The sequence below is a fragment of the Pseudomonas sp. ASL7 genome (genome assembly GCF_056680375.1).
In genome coordinates this window covers 5,254,090-5,271,214 of sequence record NZ_CM155279.1, presented here as the reverse complement: position 1 = coordinate 5,271,214, position 17,125 = coordinate 5,254,090, and the positions used below count along the sequence as shown (strand labels likewise).

Annotated in this window: 15 protein-coding genes; 4 read left to right on the top strand and 11 right to left on the bottom strand. The window is 60.0% G+C overall.

The window, feature by feature from the left end:
- Window positions 1–3 precede the first annotated feature (3 nt).
- Window positions 4–855, bottom strand: a complete 852-nt coding sequence (gene motA / locus AC1MDT_RS24370) for a flagellar motor stator protein MotA (protein ID WP_480419317.1) — start codon at window positions 853–855, stop codon at window positions 4–6.
- Window positions 856–1,021: 166 nt separating this feature from the next.
- Here motA and AC1MDT_RS24365 point away from each other — a divergent pair, with 166 nt between their 5' ends.
- The 3 genes from AC1MDT_RS24365 to asd all read left to right on the top strand — a co-directional run bounded on the left by AC1MDT_RS24365 (window position 1,022) and on the right by asd (window position 4,345).
- Window positions 1,022–2,554 (top strand): HDOD domain-containing protein, encoded by a 1,533-nt coding sequence (locus tag AC1MDT_RS24365; protein ID WP_480419316.1) that lies wholly within the window; start codon window positions 1,022–1,024, stop codon window positions 2,552–2,554.
- Between the two features lie 96 nt (window positions 2,555–2,650).
- Window positions 2,651–3,466, top strand: coding sequence for a thiosulfate sulfurtransferase (gene rhdA / locus AC1MDT_RS24360; RefSeq protein WP_480419315.1), 816 nt, complete (start codon window positions 2,651–2,653; stop codon window positions 3,464–3,466).
- A 12-nt stretch (window positions 3,467–3,478) separates the two neighbouring features.
- Window positions 3,479–4,345: an archaetidylserine decarboxylase gene (asd, locus tag AC1MDT_RS24355; protein ID WP_480422865.1), complete on the top strand. Its 867-nt coding sequence runs from the start codon at window positions 3,479–3,481 to the stop codon at window positions 4,343–4,345.
- 183 nt (window positions 4,346–4,528) lie between these two features.
- On the opposite strand, the gene serB is transcribed toward asd, so the two are convergent.
- Complete coding sequence (serB, locus tag AC1MDT_RS24350) at window positions 4,529–5,743, bottom strand: phosphoserine phosphatase SerB (protein WP_414908952.1); 1,215 nt, start codon at window positions 5,741–5,743, stop codon at window positions 4,529–4,531.
- A gap of 134 nt (window positions 5,744–5,877) precedes the next feature.
- Between serB and AC1MDT_RS24345 the strand changes: the two genes are divergently transcribed.
- Complete coding sequence (locus AC1MDT_RS24345) at window positions 5,878–7,413, top strand: AhpA/YtjB family protein (RefSeq protein ID WP_480419314.1); 1,536 nt, start codon at window positions 5,878–5,880, stop codon at window positions 7,411–7,413.
- Between the two features lie 234 nt (window positions 7,414–7,647).
- Here AC1MDT_RS24345 and AC1MDT_RS24340 read toward each other — a convergent pair whose 3' ends face one another.
- From AC1MDT_RS24340 to AC1MDT_RS24300, 9 genes are all read right to left on the bottom strand, one after another.
- On the bottom strand, window positions 7,648–8,361 hold the full coding sequence (locus tag AC1MDT_RS24340) for a PqiC family protein (protein ID WP_480419313.1): 714 nt from the start codon (window positions 8,359–8,361) through the stop codon (window positions 7,648–7,650).
- Between the two features lie 176 nt (window positions 8,362–8,537).
- Complete coding sequence (gene parC / locus AC1MDT_RS24335; protein WP_480419312.1) at window positions 8,538–10,805, bottom strand: DNA topoisomerase IV subunit A; 2,268 nt, start codon at window positions 10,803–10,805, stop codon at window positions 8,538–8,540.
- Window positions 10,806–10,812: 7 nt separating this feature from the next.
- Complete coding sequence (locus tag AC1MDT_RS24330; RefSeq protein WP_480419311.1) at window positions 10,813–11,337, bottom strand: retropepsin-like aspartic protease family protein; 525 nt, start codon at window positions 11,335–11,337, stop codon at window positions 10,813–10,815.
- Window positions 11,334–12,323, bottom strand: a complete 990-nt coding sequence (locus AC1MDT_RS24325) for an esterase-like activity of phytase family protein (RefSeq protein WP_480419310.1) — start codon at window positions 12,321–12,323, stop codon at window positions 11,334–11,336. Before AC1MDT_RS24325 ends, AC1MDT_RS24330 begins: the two co-directional genes overlap by 4 nt.
- On the bottom strand, window positions 12,323–14,227 hold the full coding sequence (parE, locus tag AC1MDT_RS24320) for a DNA topoisomerase IV subunit B (protein ID WP_480419309.1): 1,905 nt from the start codon (window positions 14,225–14,227) through the stop codon (window positions 12,323–12,325). The genes AC1MDT_RS24325 and parE overlap by 1 nt, the downstream gene beginning before the upstream one ends.
- Before the next feature lie 59 nt (window positions 14,228–14,286).
- A complete protein-coding gene (locus tag AC1MDT_RS24315) occupies window positions 14,287–14,895 on the bottom strand; it encodes a YqiA/YcfP family alpha/beta fold hydrolase (protein ID WP_480419308.1) in 609 nt (202 codons plus the stop codon).
- Between the two features lie 180 nt (window positions 14,896–15,075).
- Window positions 15,076–15,891, bottom strand: coding sequence for a 3',5'-cyclic-AMP phosphodiesterase (gene cpdA / locus AC1MDT_RS24310; protein ID WP_480419307.1), 816 nt, complete (start codon window positions 15,889–15,891; stop codon window positions 15,076–15,078).
- Between the two features lie 112 nt (window positions 15,892–16,003).
- Window positions 16,004–16,456, bottom strand: coding sequence for a DUF1249 domain-containing protein (locus AC1MDT_RS24305; protein WP_046819863.1), 453 nt, complete (start codon window positions 16,454–16,456; stop codon window positions 16,004–16,006).
- Window positions 16,447–17,064: an NUDIX domain-containing protein gene (locus tag AC1MDT_RS24300; protein ID WP_414908961.1), complete on the bottom strand. Its 618-nt coding sequence runs from the start codon at window positions 17,062–17,064 to the stop codon at window positions 16,447–16,449. The genes AC1MDT_RS24305 and AC1MDT_RS24300 overlap by 10 nt, the downstream gene beginning before the upstream one ends.
- Between the last annotated feature and the right edge of the window lie 61 nt (window positions 17,065–17,125).

Genomic DNA, 17,125 nt, shown 5'->3' with positions numbered 1-17,125 from the left:
GACTTAGCGACCGCGAACCGCTTGTTCCAGCTCAGCGAAGCTAGGACGGTGCGCCGGGTACAGAACCTTGCGGCCGAATTCCACCGCCAGCGATGGCGGCATGCCGGAAGCCGAAGCGACCAGCGAAGCCTTGATCGCCTCGTAAGTGTTCAATTCTTCCTTGGCATCATGGGCCAGGGCGTGCGCCAGGGGGCCGAAGAAACCGTAAGCGGCGAGAATACCGAAGAAGGTCCCCACCAGCGCCGCGCCCACGTGCACGCCGATCATTTTCTGGTCGCTGTCACCCAGGGAGGCCATGGTCACGACGATCCCCAATACCGCCGCGACGATACCGAAGCCCGGCATCGCGTCGGCGATGCCGTTCACCGCGTGGGAGGGGTGATCCAGGTCTTCCTTGAGACTCGCCAGTTCCATATCGAACAGGCCTTCGAGCTCATGGGGCGCCATGTTGCCGGAGGACATGATGCGCAGGTAATCGCAGATGTACGCCGTCATGCGCTCATCTTTCAGGACCGCCGGGTACTTGGCGAAGATCGGGCTCGCGGCAGCATCTTCGATGTCGCCTTCGATCGCCATCATGCCTTCGCGACGGCTCTTGTTGAGGATCTCGTAAATCAGGCCGAGCACTTCGAGGTAGAAGGTATGGTTGAAACGCGAGCTGAACATCCCCAAGGCTTTCTTGAGAACGTGCTTCACCATATGCCCAGGGTTGGCCTGGAGGAATGCACCAAGGGCCGCACCACCGATGATCATCACCTCGAAGGGCTGGATCAGGGCGGCAATCTTGCCGTGGGAGAGCACGTATCCGCCGAGCACGCTCGCGAATACGACGATGATGCCGATAATTTTAGCCATAGGTAGGGGAGCACTTACTGAGTCGGGTTCAAGGTCATATTCGGAAGTTAAAAAATCTCTTCTTCTCCTTATCGGCAAAACTGCGCCAGACTATAGCCAGTTCAGGCGAAAAGCCAATCTAGCCCGCGCCGGGCGTGTTTACAGCCTTTGATGATCCCGTCCAGCCATGGCTAACGAAACAAGCACCCCAACTCAAAAACCGACCACACTTGAAGGCTGGGTCAAGCTTCTGGATGGCGTGCACCTACCGGTTCCGCAAGACAGCCACGACCGAGTCTGCATGGCCATTGCCGATAGCCGCAGCTCCCTGCGCGACATCGCCGATCTGATGCAGGACAGCCCGGCCCTGGCCCTGAGCGTGATTCGCGAAGCCAACCGCTACACCCATGGCAGCATGACCGAACCTGCGGAAAACCTTGAAATAGCGATCAATCGCCTGGGGTTGAAACGCACCGAGGAGCTGCTCGCCCGGCTGCCCGTCGAACCCTCTTCGCAAATCCCCGTCGCCCTGCGTCAGCTTCAGCTGATCAGCCAGCACGCCACCCAACAAGCCAACGGTTTTTTCGCCAATCGCCTGGCCCGACTGTGGCAGGACATCCATTGGGGCAGCCTGCTGTTTCTTTCGCCGTTCTGGCCCTTGGCACTGGCCCACCCGCAACTGCTTGAGGAATGGGAGTTGCGGGTGATTCACAAGGGCGAGTCGGCGCGCAGAGTCGAGAAGCAACTGTTCGGCGTTCGCCTGCTGGAAATCGGTCAGGCACTGGTGGAAATCTGGCGCTTGCCGATCTGGGTGCAGCAGGGTTATCGGCTGTTGCTCACTGAGCAGCGCGAACTGGTGAAAGTCCTGCGCATCGCTCGCGACAGCGATCATCCGCTGCGCCAGCAGAACCGCCTCGATGACGACCCGACCCTGCGCCGCTGGCTCAATCAACCCGCTAATACAGTGCTGCTGGCTAACGGTTTGGCGCTGTCGGCCCAACACGCCTGGGACAGCCCGCACAGTGAACGCTGGCAGTACCTGACCAGCCTTTACCTGCAAGTGCCGATGAACGAGGTGCAGCAGCAGTTGCACCAACAGGCGACGAACAGCGCCCGCCATCACGGCATGCCGGACCTCTGGCACCCGGCCGAATCGTTGATCTGGCCGTGGGGCATGAACCGTAAACACGCCAGTTTGCTGCCGGCCCCAGCCCCCACCACCGAAGACCTGGCGAAGTGGCGCAAACAATGTGCCGAGTTGCTGGTCGAGCCGAGCCGCTTCACCAACGCCATGCACTTGACCATTTCGGCCCGGGACGCGCTGGTCGCGTGCGGCATGCGTCGCGTGATGATCCTGATGGCCGACCGCACTCACGCAAATCTGCGCGTGCATCAAACCGCCGGACTGCCAAAAGAAGCGGCCGGGCAAAATTTCCTGGTGAGCCAAAGCACCGTGCTGCAACGCCTGCTCTCGCAGCAGGCCCAAGTGCGCCTGACACCGGCTAATAATGCGCAGTTTTCAGCCCTGTTGCCGGCCAGCCTGCGCTCCCGGTTCAGCGGCGAACACTTGCTGCTGCGCTCACTGGTCAATAATGGCCGGGTGATCATGATCGTTGTAGCGGATCAGGGTGGTGGCCCGTTCTCGGAAATCACCGTACAAGCCTTCGGCAAAACCGCACAGTGCATCGAAAAGGCACTGCACAACTTCAGCCAGCGCTAGGGCCCGCTATCCGTTATTTGCGGCACCTGAAATAACGGATAACAGGCCCCCATGACGCTGCGCTACAATCCTCCCTTTTGTGCTTGGAGACCTCACATGTCTGACTTCTCTGGCTTGGCGCTGGTGATCGAACCGAGCGATCTGCTCGCCCGTCTCGACGCCCGCGAACTGATTCTGGTAGACCTGACCAGCGCCGCCCGCTATGCCGAAGGGCATATCCCCGGCGCACGTTTTGTCGACCCTAAACGCACACAGCTGGGTCAGGCGCCTGCGCCAGGCCTGCTGCCAACCCACGCCGCGCTTGAAACATTGTTCGGCGAACTGGGTCACAACCCCGATGCGGTCTACGTGGTCTATGACGACGAGGGCGGCGGTTGGGCCGGGCGATTCATCTGGTTGCTGGATGTGATCGGCCACACCAAGTACCACTACGTTGACGGTGGCCTGACAGCCTGGCTGGCAGAAGGCTTGCCTATGTCGATCCAGATCCCGGCAGCAGTCGGCGGCCCGGTCGCCCTGACCTTGCACGACGAACCCATCGCCACCCGCGAGTACCTGCAAAGCCGTCTCGGTGCGGCCGACCTGGCGATCTGGGATGCGCGCGGGCCGCTGGAATACGCTGGCGAGAAAGTCCTGGCGGCCAAGGCTGGACACATTCCTGGCGCAGTCAATTTCGAATGGACGGCCGGCATGGATAAAGCACGCAACCTGCGCATCCGCACGGACATGCCGCAGATCCTCGAACAACTCGGGATCAGCAAAGACAAAGAAGTGATTACCCACTGCCAGACTCACCATCGCTCTGGCTTCACCTACCTGGTGGCCAAGTCCCTCGGTTATCCGCGGGTCAAAGGCTACGCCGGCTCCTGGGGCGAATGGGGCAATCACCCCGACACCCCCGTAGAGATTTAAGGTTTTTAAGGACTGTTAATGAATAAGCGTTTGTTTATCCTCAGCCAATACCTGCTGCCCCATCACTTGCTCTCGCGACTGGCCGGCTGCATCGCCGAATGCCGCGTGCGCTGGTTCAAGAACGCCTTCACTGCCTGGTTCGCCAAGCGGTATCAGGTGGACATGTCCCAGGCGCTGGTCGAAGACCTGACCGCTTACGAACACTTCAACGCGTTCTTCACTCGCGCGCTGAAAGATGGCGCACGTCCGCTGGACCAAACCCCGGGCGCGATCCTCAGCCCGGCCGACGGCGCCGTCAGTCAACTCGGCCCGATCGAACACGGTCGTGTGTTCCAGGCCAAAGGCCACAGCTTCAGCGTGCTGGAATTGCTGGGCGGCGACGCGGCCAACGCAGCACCATTCATGGGCGGTGACTTCGCGACTATTTACCTGTCGCCCAAGGACTACCACCGCGTGCACATGCCACTGGCCGGCACCCTGCGCGAAATGGTCTACATTCCGGGCCGGATTTTCTCGGTCAACCAGACCACGGCTGAAAACGTCCCGGAGCTGTTCGCCCGCAATGAGCGTGTGGCGTGCATTTTCGACACCGAGCGCGGGCCGATGGCTGTTGTGCTGGTCGGCGCAATGATCGTGGCGTCGATCGAAACCGTCTGGGCCGGGTTGGTCACACCACCTAAACGCGAGCTGAAAACCTTCCGTTACGACGAAGCTGCCCGTGCGCCGATTCATCTGGAAAAAGGTGCAGAACTGGGTCGCTTCAAGTTGGGTTCGACCGCTGTCGTGCTGTTCGGGCCGGATCAAGTGAAGTGGGCTGAAGAACTGGCGGCGGGTTCGCCGGTGCAGATGGGCCAGGGCATGGGCCTCCCGAAAGCCTGATACCCCTGTAGGAGCGAGCTCGCTCGCGATGTTCGTCAACGATAACGCGGAAAGCCTGACACCTCCGCGGCGTTTTCAGGTTCATCGCGAGCAAGCTCGCTCCCACAGTTGATCTCTATTTGGCGCAGATCCAGTGTGAGAGCGAGCTTGCTCGCGAAGGGGCCCTTTCAGTCAATACAAGACTCAGAGCTGCCCGTCGCGATCCCGGAAGCCCAGCAGATACAGCACGCCATCCAGCCCAAGGGTGGAAATCGCCTGCTTCGCCGACTGCTTCACCAGCGGCTTGGCCCTGAACGCCACGCCCAACCCGGCAATTGCCAGCATTGGCAGATCATTGGCTCCGTCGCCGACAGCGATGGTCTGCTCCAGGCGTAAACCTTCCTTATGGGCCAGCTCACGCAGCAGATCGGCCTTGCGCTGCGCATCGACAATCGGCTCGACCGCTACGCCGGTGACCTTGCCATCTACCACTTCCAGTTCGTTGGCGAACACGTAGTCGATGCCGAGCTTGGCCTGCAATTGCTTGGCGAAGTAGGTGAAGCCGCCGGAAAGAATCGCGGTCTTGTAGCCCAGGCGCTTGAGTTCGGCGAACAGTGTTTCGGCCCCTTCGGTCAAACGCAACGAAGCACCGATCGAGTCCAGCACGCTGACGTCCAGCCCTTTAAGCAAGGCCAGACGCTCCTTGAAGCTCGCGCGAAAGTCCAGTTCACCGGCCATCGCCCGCTCGGTAATTTCAGAAACCTGATCGCCCACGCCCGCCGCCTTGGCCAGTTCGTCGATGACTTCGGCTTCGATCAGCGTCGAGTCCATGTCGAACACCGCCAGGCGGCGGTTACGACGGAACAGCGAATCTTCCTGGAAAGCGATGTCGACATTCAATTCCTGAGCAACGCTGAGGAACTCGGCCCGCAACGCCTGCGGATCAGCCGCTTCGCCACGCACTGAAAACTCGATGCAACCCTTGCCCTGATCGGCCGGAGTGTCCAGCGGCATGCGCCCGGACAAGCGATCGATGTGGTCAATATTCAGGCCATATTTAGCGGTGATCGAACTCACGGCCTGCAATTGCCCGGCGGTCACTTTGCGGGTCAACAGCGTGACGATATGGCGTTTTTTACCCTGATTGCCGACCCACTGCTGGTAATCCTCTTCGGATACCGGCGTGAAACGCACCTGTTGATCAAGCTTGTAAGCCGTGAACAGGATGTCCTTGAGCACCGACTTGCCTTGCTCAGTGTCAGGGATTTCAACCAGGATGCCGAACGACAGGGTGTCGTGGATCACCGCCTGACCGATGTCGAGAATGTTCACACCACCCTGGGCCAGAACGCCGGTGATGGCCGCAGTCAGACCCGGACGGTCGACTCCCGTGATGTTTATCAGGACGATTTCGCGCAAGGCGCACCCCCGCAGGTGGAAAAAAACCGCATTCTACCCACTTTCAGTGACCATCGGGCACCGTCAGCGCTTTGCCGGTCTAGGGCCTGTCGCTATACTGCGCGTCAACTTCACGGACAAAAGAGCCGAGCTCAGTGAACCGGCCCACGCCAGTAAAAACCGATAACTTCTTTCTGCTGATCTTCCGGGCACTGCGCCATCGCCGTGTACCGATTGCATTGCGCATCGCCAGCCATAACGTGATCCTGGTCGCTCTGGCCCTGGTGATCTACGCCTGTGTGATGGGTTTGCAGTTCAAGCAGGCCATGCACGAGCAGGCAGATGCACTGGGTGAAAGCCTGACCACGCAGACCGCCATGTCCGCCACGGAGCTGTTGGTGTCCAATGACATCCTCAGCCTCAACGTGCTGCTCAATAACCTGACCAAAAACAAGCTGGTGGCTCACGCTGCTATCTATAGCGTGGATAACCGCATCCTCGCCGAAGCTGGTCAGCGCCCCAAGCACAGCCTGCTGGGCGAAGCCGAGGGCATGTACCAGAGCAAGATCACGTTCCAGGACGTGACGGCCGGGCAGCTGCGCATCAGCCTGGACATGGATCAGTTCCAGCAGCCGATGACCATCAGCCTGCAAAGCATGGGCATTTTGAGTGCGATTCTGTTGGCCCTGTCCCTGGCCTTGAGCCTGCGCCTGGGTCGGCATATCTCCACGCCGCTGCTGCAACTGCGGGTGTGGCTGCGCAATATCGACGAATATACCCCGGCCACCGAGCGTCAGGATGAGATTGGTGACCTGGCTCGCCAGCTACACGCTAATTTCGCGCCGGAGCCAGCCGAACCGGAACCGGTTCCGGAACCCGAGTTCGACGACAGCGATTACGACGACATCGACGATGCCGAACCAGCCTTCGAAGTGCGTAACCTGCGGGACCCGCGTTTCGACGAAACCCGACCGGTGGCAGCCATGAAGCCTGCGCCACGGCACATTGTCAGCACCGTCGAAGACGAAGATGACGACGAAGACCCGTTCTCCGACCTGCGCGACGAGTCGGTCAACAACGCACCGAAACCGGCTGCAAAACCGCTGGCATCCAATGTGCCCCAGCACAGCGCGGTACTGGCTGTGCAACTGGGCGCGCAGGATCAGCTCCGTCGCCTGCCCCGCACACGCCTGGAAGAACTGCTCAAACGCTATCGTGATTGCCTCGATCAGGCCGCCTCGCTCTACCAGAGCGAGCTGCACACCTTGAACGACGGCAGCACGCTGATGCTGTTCCACACAGAAGACAGCGGCGATGACTACCTGACCAATGCTATCTGCTGCGGCGAGTTGTTGCGTGCGCTGGGTCATCAGTTGCAGATCGAAGTCGCTGACAGCGGCATCACCCTGCAATTGCAGCTGGGCCTGACCTTGGGCGATGGGTTGTTCGGTCTGAGCCAGATTGATCTGTTGCTGACAGAAACCGCTCAGGATGCACTGGCGCTGTCGCAACACAGCCGCAACCTGCTGCTGGTGGAGCGCAAGATCAGTGACGATGCGCTGATTCGCCAGCGCGCACGGATTCGTCCGATTGCCAGCCCTGAGGGTGCTTGCTGCGTAGAGCGGTTGATGGAGCCTTACCCGTCGATGCTGGAGCGGCAATTGGCGCGTATGCACGAACGCCGGGCGTAGGCCTCGGCCCTGCTGTAAAGAAGCCCGCCGACGAGTGATCGTCTGCGGGCTTTTTGTTACCACCTCCAGCCTCATCGCGAGCAAGCTCGCTCCCACAGGGGATCTTGGACGCCCACAAATCCACTGTGGGAGCGAGCTTGCTCGCGATGAGGCCGACAGCGGCACCGGTGAATCAAGCCCACAGAAACAACAAAGCCCGCATCAATGCGGGCTTTGTGTTGACTCAATCCAGGCTTAGAACCTGAACACTTCCATATCTGTGCGGATCGGTGCAGCCATCGGGATCTTCGGTTGCTTATCCTGTTCTGCCGCGGGTGCCGCAGGCTTGGTAGCTGGCTTACGCGGTACCTCAGCGATTGGCGGCTGATTGGCCAGCGGCTTGAGCGCCACCGACAACTGCTCCGCCAGACGCTGCAGCAATACGCCCTGAGCCTGAACCTGAGCCGCCGTACCGCTGGCGTGTTGTTCCTGTAAATGAACGATACGGTTATCGCGAACCTGGCCACGACGGTCAATCAGACGCCATTGTGCATCAAGAATTGCCGGTTGCGATTCACCCGAATCAAGACGGGTAATCGTCAGCAACACTTGAACATCCGGCGTGAAGCCGGTTGTCGCAGGCGCCAGGACAACACGCTGGCTGTCCAGATGACCGGATACCTGACGCAACAACAGCTGATCGATATCGGACGACAGGCTGCCCGCCCAACGACCGTCGGTCGAGGCTTGCAGACTGCCATCAGGCTGACGCTGCAACAGCGTTTCGCGTTGCAGGTAATCAGCGACCGTTACCGGGCCTAACAATACCGCCATGCCAGCGCTTTGCGCAGGTTGAACCGGATTACCACTGTCCAGCTGATACAGCGACACCGGTTGGTGAACGCTGCAACCCGCCAGGCCAAGAACGCCAGCGAGCATCAAAATAAAAGGAAGGCGCAGAGCAGTCATCGTCCCATCCAGGTGGTTGCCACAAGGCTAACCACAGTGAAAATACTCAATAAATATGAAGAACGCTCGGCCACGCCGGCGCTTGAAAGGCCATATCATCCGTGAATATGCGTTCCGACTCCAGCGCCAAAGCGTCGATCTACTCGTTAAATCGTAGATCGAGCGCTCTAGGACGCTTAATTGAGGTTTTCGACGAGCAGCGCATCCACTCTCTGGAAGCCACGTGGCAATTTGTTCCCACGACGTCCACGCTCACCTTTGTAGTGCTCGAGGTCGTCCGCTTTCAGCGACAAGGTACGTTTTCCAGCCTGCAGCACCAATGTAGCGCCATCCGGCAGTACCGCGATGTCCGTCACATATTCTTCACGATTGGCCACACGCTCACCGGAAATCCCGATGATCTTGTTGCCTTTGCCCTTACCTAATTGTGGCAGGTCGCTGATTTTGAAGATCAGCAGGCGACCTTCGGTCGTCACCGACGCCAACCAGTTGTTCTCGCGATCGGCCACCGGACGCGGAAGAATCACCTTCGAGTTGTTCGGCAGGCTCAGCAGGGCTTTACCCGCCTTGTTCTTGGCCTGGAAGTCTTCACCCTTGACCACGAAACCATAACCGGCATCGGACGCGATCACGTACAACGAATCATCTTCGGGCATCAACACGCATTCGAATGTTGCCCCTGGCGGTGGTGTCAGACGACCGGTCAGCGGTTCGCCCTGGCCACGAGCCGATGGCAGGGTGTGTGCGGCGACAGAGTAGCTGCGACCGGTGGAGTCGATGAACACCGCGAACTGGTTGGAGCGCCCAGCGGCCAGGGCCTTGAAACCGTCCCCGGCCTTGTAGGAAAGCCCGGTAGCATCGATCTCGTGGCCCTTGGCGGAACGAACCCAGCCTTTTTCCGACAGCACTACGCTCACTTTCTCGTTTGGCAGCAGATCGTGTTCGGTCAGCGCCTTGGCTTCGGCACGTTCGACGATTGGCGAACGTCGGTCGTCGCCGTAGGTTTCTGCGTCTTTGATCAGTTCGGTGCGGACCAGTTTTTTCAGCTTGGCTTCGCTGCCCAGCAACGCTTGCAGCTTGGCCTGTTCCTTGAGCAGTTCATCCTGCTCGGCACGCAGCTTCATTTCTTCCAGTCGCGCCAACTGACGCAAACGGGTGTCGAGAATGTAGTCGGCCTGGATTTCGCTCAGGGCGAAGCGCTCGATCAACGCGGCTTTGGGGTGTTCCTCGGTACGGATGATGTGAATCACTTCATCCAGGTTGAGGTACGCGATCAACAAACCATCCAACAGGTGCAGGCGACGCTCAACTTTGTCGAGGCGGAATTGCAGGCGGCGGCGCACGGTCCGGACCCGGAACTCCAGCCACTCGACCAGCAATGCCCGCAGGTTCTTCAACTGCGGTTTGCCATCAAGACCGATGATGTTGATGTTGACCCGGTAGCTCGACTCCAGCTCGGTGCTGGCGAACAGGTGCTGCATCAGCGCATCGTGGTCAAAGTTTTTCCGGACGCCTGGAATGATCACGATCCGGCACGGGTTTTCGTGGTCGGATTCGTCACGCAAGTCAGCGATCTGTGGGGCTTTCGACGGCTTGGCCTGCATCATGGCCGCGATCTGTTCCAGCACCTTGGCACCCGAAACCTGATGCGGCAGCGCGGTGACGATGATGTCGCCGTCTTCGATGTGGTACACGGCGCGCATGCGCACCGAACCACGACCGGTTTCGTAGATTTTCAACAGGTCGGCGCGTGGGGTGATGATTTCCGCTTCGGTCGGATAGTCCGGGCCCTGAATATGTTCGCAGAGCTGTTCGACCGTGGCTTTTGGCTCATCGAGCAAACGCACGCAGGCGGTCGCCACTTCACGCAGATTGTGCGGAGGCACGTCGGTGGCCATGCCCACGGCAATGCCGGTGGTGCCGTTGAGCAAGATGTTCGGCAAACGTGCCGGCAACACCAGTGGCTCGTCGAGCGTGCCGTCGAAGTTCGGCCCCCAGTCCGCAGTGCCCTGGCCCAGTTCGCTGAGCAGCACTTCGGAATAACGCGACAGGCGCGCCTCGGTGTAACGCATGGCGGCGAAGGACTTGGGATCATCCGGCGCACCCCAGTTACCCTGGCCATCGACCAGCGTGTAGCGGTAACTGAACGGCTGGGCCATCAGGACCATGGCTTCATAGCAGGCCGAGTCGCCGTGCGGGTGGAACTTACCGAGCACGTCGCCGACGGTACGCGCCGACTTCTTGTGCTTGGAATCGGCGTCCAGCCCCAACTCGCTCATCGCGTAGATGATGCGCCGCTGTACCGGTTTCAGGCCGTCGCCGATATGCGGCAAGGCACGGTCCATGATCACGTACATGGAGTAGTTGAGGTAGGCATTTTCGGTGAAGTCAGCCAGTGACCGGCGTTCTACACCGTCCAGGCTGAGATCAAGGGAGTCGCTCATGCGGGCCTCATCGGTTCGTTGTCTGGCGCAGCAGCATGGTGCCACCGCGCTGGGTAAATTCAAGTTTGTTCAGCGCGCTCATACCGAGCAGCACTTGATTGCCATCCAGGCCTGGCGCGACCAGCGCGCGAACATCACGCAACACAATGTCGCCCACTTGCAGCCGGTCGATGCGGGTTCGATAACCCTGGCTAAGACCGTTGGCGGTACTCAGGGTGACCCCAAAGCCCTCTTCCAGCTTCAGCCCTTGGGCCAGACTGGCCGGGATCGACACATCGGTCGCCCCGGTATCCAGCATGAAATCCACCGGTTGGCCGTTGATCTGGCCACTGGCGACGAAGTGTCCCTGATTGTTGCTGATCAGTTTCACTTCGATAAAACCTTCGCCATGCTCCGAGCTGACGACAACGTTGGGATTGTGCTGACGCGCTTCCCACTCGCCGAAAAACCGCGTTGCCAGAAACAGCGCGGCACACCAGGCCAACACCATGAACACCCGGCCGGCGCGCTTGCCCGGCGTCTGTTGGCTCACGGCTTGGCGCTCCAGCCACCTTCAGGCGCGGCGAAGCGCCAGACAATCGGACGGACCTCACCATCGGCGCGGGCCTCGTCGTTGTTATCGATGCCGATCCAGGCGCCGTCGGCGTCCACGACCAACGCTTCTGCCAATCCATAAGGCTGTGAATAACGCCGGTTTTTCTGTAGCGCTTGCGTCGCAAACGACCAGCAACGCTCGACCTTGGCCGTCACCGCGTCACGGCGACAGATTTGGAACGCATTGCGCTCAAGGGTGAACAGCTTGCCGTTGAACAAGGAAAGATCGGAAAAATCCCGGGAAACCGCTTTGGCCTTGGGGAATTGCGCGGGTTGCATTTCCATCCCCGCCTCGCTCAGCAGTACACAGCCGCCGTTGCAGTCCCAGACGACTTGCTTACGTTTGATCAGCAATAAACCCCGGCGCTCACGTTCGGCCGCCAGCCACAGCTGGTCACCAGCCGGATTGATTGCCAGGCCTTCGAACAATGCATTGAAATGCAACAGCATGCCGCTGGCCCGCGCTTCGCGTACCAGTATCGGCGAGATTTTCAGCCACGACGCCGGGCCCACCAGCGGCACTTGCAACACCGCAGCATGGGCCTCGCTGACAATGTAGCGATTGCCGGCGCTGTCACAGGTGATGCCTTCGAAATCCAGGTCCCCGCCCCGCACGAAAGACGCCGCCCAGGTCCGCGAACGCAAACCCCAGGGCAAACCGCTGTCCGGTACAGGAGGCACACGAATGTGCACGGTTTCGGCCTGCCAGGTGTTCTCGCTGATATCGAGTCGGTAGATTTGATCATCGTCGCGATCAGAGACAGTCCACAGATCCTTGCCGCACTGCGCCAGCCCCGACAGGTTGCCGCCGCGCATACCGTCGACGGCATGCTCGGACAGCAGGCGCAACTCCGGTGCCGGTTCGGCAAACGCCGAAACCGAGGTCAGGAGTAACGCACACGCCAAGGCAAAGCCCACCCGCATTAGCCAAGAACCTCGGCCAGGTTGCCTTTGGATTCCAGCCAGGACTTGCGATCACCGGCGCGTTTCTTCGCCAGTAGCATGTCCATCATTTCCGACGTCGCTTCAAAATCGTCCAGCGTCAGCTGCACCAGGCGCCGAGTGTTCGGGTCCATGGTGGTTTCTCGCAGCTGTGGCGGGTTCATCTCACCCAGACCTTTAAATCGGGTGACTTGCGGCTTGCCGCGCTTCTTCTCGGCCACCAGGCGATCGAGAATGCCATCACGCTCGGCTTCGTCCAGCGCGTAGTAAATCTCTTTGCCCAGGTCGATGCGGTACAGCGGCGGCATCGCGACGTAGACGTGACCGGCATCCACCAACGGGCGGAAATGCTGGACGAACAGCGCGCACAGCAGCGTGGCGATGTGCAGACCGTCGGAGTCGGCGTCGGCGAGGATGCAGATTTTTCCGTAACGCAGCTGGGCGATGTCTGCCGAGCCTGGATCGACGCCGATGGCCACGGCGATGTTGTGCACTTCCTGACTGGCCAGCACTTCGCTGCCGTCGACTTCCCAAGTGTTCAGAATCTTGCCGCGCAACGGCAGGATCGCCTGAAATTCTTTATCCCGCGCCTGCTTGGCTGAACCACCGGCGGAATCACCTTCCACCAGGAACAGCTCGGAACGCATCGGGTCCTGCCCGGCGCAGTCGGCGAGTTTGCCCGGCAGTGCCGGACCTGCAGTGATGCGCTTGCGCTCGACCTTTTTGCTGGCTTTCAGGCGACGGCCGGCGTTGTTGATCGCCAGTTCCGCCAGCAGCATGCCGGTTTCCGGGTTGGCATTGAGCCACAGGCTGAAGGCGTCCTTGACCACACCGGACACGAACGCGGCGGCTTCACGGGACGACAAGCGTTCCTTGGTCTGGCCGGAGAATTGCGGCTCCTGCATCTTCATCGACAGCACGAAGGCGATGCGTTCCCAGACGTCTTCCGGCGCCAGCTTCACGCCACGGGGCAGCAGGCTGCGGAATTCACAGAACTCGCGCATTGCGTCGAGCAACCCCTGACGCAAACCGTTGACGTGAGTACCGCCCTGCGCCGTCGGGATCAGGTTGACGTAGCTTTCCTGTACGCTGTCGCCACCTTCCGGCAACCACAACAACGCCCAGTCGACCGCTTCTTTATTACCGGCGAGGCTGCCGCAGAACGGCTCGTCCGGCAGGCGTTCGAATTCGCTGACCGCGTCGACCAGATAGGAGCGCAGGCCGTCTTCGTAATGCCATTCGACTTTCTCGCCGGTGGCCTTGTCTTCAAAACTGACCAGTAGCCCCGGGCACAGAACGGCCTTGGCCTTGAGCACATGCTTGAGGCGGCTGATGGAGAATTTCGGGGAATCGAAGTACTTCGGGTCCGGGGCGAAGAACACACTGGTGCCGGTGTTGCGCTTGCCGACGGTACCGATCACTTCCAGGTCGGTTTTCTTGTAACCATCGGCGAAGGTCATCTGGTATTCGTTGCCGTCACGCTTCACGCGCACCCGGACTTCGGTCGACAAGGCGTTGACCACCGAGATACCCACCCCGTGCAGACCGCCGGAGAACTGGTAGTTCTTGTTGGAAAACTTGCCGCCCGCATGGAGCTTGGTGAGGATAAGCTCGACGCCGGACACACCCTCTTCCGGGTGAATGTCCACCGGCATGCCTCGGCCGTCATCGCTGACTTCCAGGGAGTGATCCGCGTGCAGGATGACCTGCACCGACGTCGCGTGCCCGGCCAAGGCTTCGTCGACGCTGTTATCGATGACTTCCTGGGCGAGGTGGTTCGGCCGACTGGTGTCGGTGTACATGCCAGGGCGTTTGCGCACCGGGTCGAGGCCCGAGAGGACTTCGATGGCGTCGGCGTTATAAGAGCTAGCGCTGGGAGTGGCCATGGGGTCTCGTCGTCCGTCTTCTGTGAAAAAAAGTATTCATTGAAAATAGAGGCAAGGAATCACAGTGCAGTGAAATCGATCGCCTGATACACATCTGCGCCGATGCCGGCAAAACTCAGCATTGCCGGAAGTTGCGCGGCAAAACCCTGAAAACCATGGTCGCCACCGGCCTGGATGCGCAAGGCACAGGCCCGGTAATACTGCTGGGCGAGGCGATAGTCCAGCGTTTCGTCGCCGGTCTGCAACCACACCTGATACCGCTGCGGATCCCGGGGCGCCGGCACTTCCAGCTCGGCCAGGGCCGTCACATGGTCGTGGGTCAATTCCCAGGCTTCATCGGTATACAGGTTTTTCTGCGTTCCCAGAAACCCGTCAAACATCCGGTGTGGACTGACGGCAGGGTTGATCAACAAGGCTTTCAAGCCAAGGCGCTCGGCCAGGTGAGTCGCATAGTATCCGCCGAGGGAGCTGCCGACCAGCAACGGTCGCCCCAGCGCCGAAATCGCCTGTTCCAACTGACCGATGGCCTCACGGGGATGATGATGCAAGGCCGGAACGCGCAATTGATCGCTCAAGCCCAGACGCTCCATCACTTCGCTCAACTGAGTGGCCTTTTTCGACGAAGGCGCGCTGTTGAAACCGTGGATATAAAGGATCGATCCGGACATTTGAACTCCCTGGGCGTCGGGTAAAGAGGCGCAGTTTACAGGGTGTCGGGGGAAATGGATGCATTCCCCCCTGTAGGAGCGAGCTTGCTCGCGATAAACGAAAGGGCGCCGCAGGCAACAGGTTTACAGCGTTATCGTTGTCGACCATCGCGAGCAAGCTCGCTCCTACAGGGGGTTGTGTCAGTAACCGTTGGAGCCGTAATCAACCTGGAAGTCGAACCCGGTGACGCGTTCCACGCCGGTGTCGAGCCGGCCATCCGGCAAGAGCCGCAACCAGCGATACCCCGGCGCCTGGTCGCTGACCTTGAAATCATCGCTGCCCGGCGCGAATTGAATGCACGTCGAGGGCGAAGCAATCATACGCACGCCGTTACGTAATTCATCGATCTCTTGATGCACATGCCCCCAAAGCACCGCACGCACCTGCGGAAACCGATCCAGCAGCGCAAACAGGGCCTCAGGATTGCGCAACCCAATGGGCTCCATCCACGCACAGCCAATCGGCATCGGATGATGGTGAAAGCACACCAGATGGTGTCGCTCCGGCGCCTCGCTCAGCGCACGGGCCAGCAATTGCAATTGCTCGTCCTGCAAATACCCTGGCACCGACCCCGGCACCGCCGAATCGAGCAACGTCACCCGCCAATTGCCGATATCCACCACCGGCTCCAGCAGTGCGCTTTGCACCGCGGCTTCAGCCATGATTTGCGGCTCATCGTGATTGCCGGGAATCCAGCGCGCGGGCGCGTCGAGCGAGCGGGTCAGATCACGAAACAGCTGATACGACTCCAACGTCCCGTCCTGCGACAAATCACCGCTGGCAATGATCAGGTCAATCTGCGGCTGCTGAAGGCGCACCAGTTCGATAACCTTTTGCAGGCTGTCGCGCGTGTTCATGCCCAGCAACGTGCCGTCCGCTTCGGCAAACAGGTGGCTGTCGGAGAGTTGCACCAGCAACGCCGAATCGGCGGTGGTCAATGTCGATAGGCTCGGCAAGGCGTTCTCCCAAGGCATGTTCACGGGTTTGGACAAGTGCCGCAATTATGCTGGGGGACGATCAAAAGGGGAAACCTGCGAACCTGACGCAGTTCACAACTAGTGCCCTGATTTAACGTACGACTTCGTATTCATGCCCCAACGCCAGGCAATGGCTCAGCCATTCGCCCAGAAACATATTGAGCTGGGCCTTTTCGTCCGGCTGATGCATCGAGGCGTTCGGGTAAGGATAGATGCCGCGAAAGCGTCGCGCATGTTCGGCGCTGACGACTTCGGCCATGCAGGCGTCGTGATAGACCTGCACTTCCAGTTGCGGCACCGGCAGCCACGGCAGGCTGTGCTCCTGGCGCACTTGCAGCGTCGTGGTGTACGGACATACCTGCAACACTTCGAGGGCCAGCACACCCAGCATCTGGTCGCCATGGGTCACGGCTATACGCCGCGCCGCCGGCTCGTTGCGCATGTCCGGGAGCAGTCGCATGAGGCGCGCGTAGTTCGCCTCACAGGACGCTTGAAGCCCCACGAGGTCCACCCGATAGCGATCGCGCAGTTTGTTTACGACCATAACCCCCTCACTTCAGCGCGGTTCAAAGCTAACCATTGCAGGGCAATGATGCTTGCCGCGTTGGCAATACGCCCATCGCGTACAGCTTGCAGGGCATCTTCGAAGGCCCAGACTGTGACGCGAATATCTTCTGCTTCTTCCTCCAGCCCATGCAGGCCGCCGACCCCGGTTGTCTCGCAACGCCCCAGGTACAAATGCACGAATTCATTACTGCCGCCCGGCGATGGAAAATATTTGATCATCGGCCAGAGCGCCCCGAATACAAGCCCAGCTTCCTCCTGCCCTTCGCGGTGAGCAACTTCTTCCGGTACTTCCTCCTTGTCGATCAGACCAGCGACCAGTTCAATCAACCATGGGTTGTCGGTCTTGCCCAGGACGCCAACGCGAAACTGCTCGATCATCACCACTTCGTCACGCTGCGGATCGTAGGGCAGTACGCATACCGCATCGTGGCGAACGAACACTTCACGATTGATTTCGCGACTCATGCCACCGGCAAATAACTCATGGCGCAAGTGCACGCGGTCGAGTTTGTAAAAGCCCTCGTAGCACTTTTCGCGCCGCACGATATCAACGGCGGTCGGAATGGCGTTGGCAAAATCAGTCATGACAATCCTCGTATCTACACCGAGGCTCCAGCCTCGACTTCGCGCCATCCTAACGCGCTCG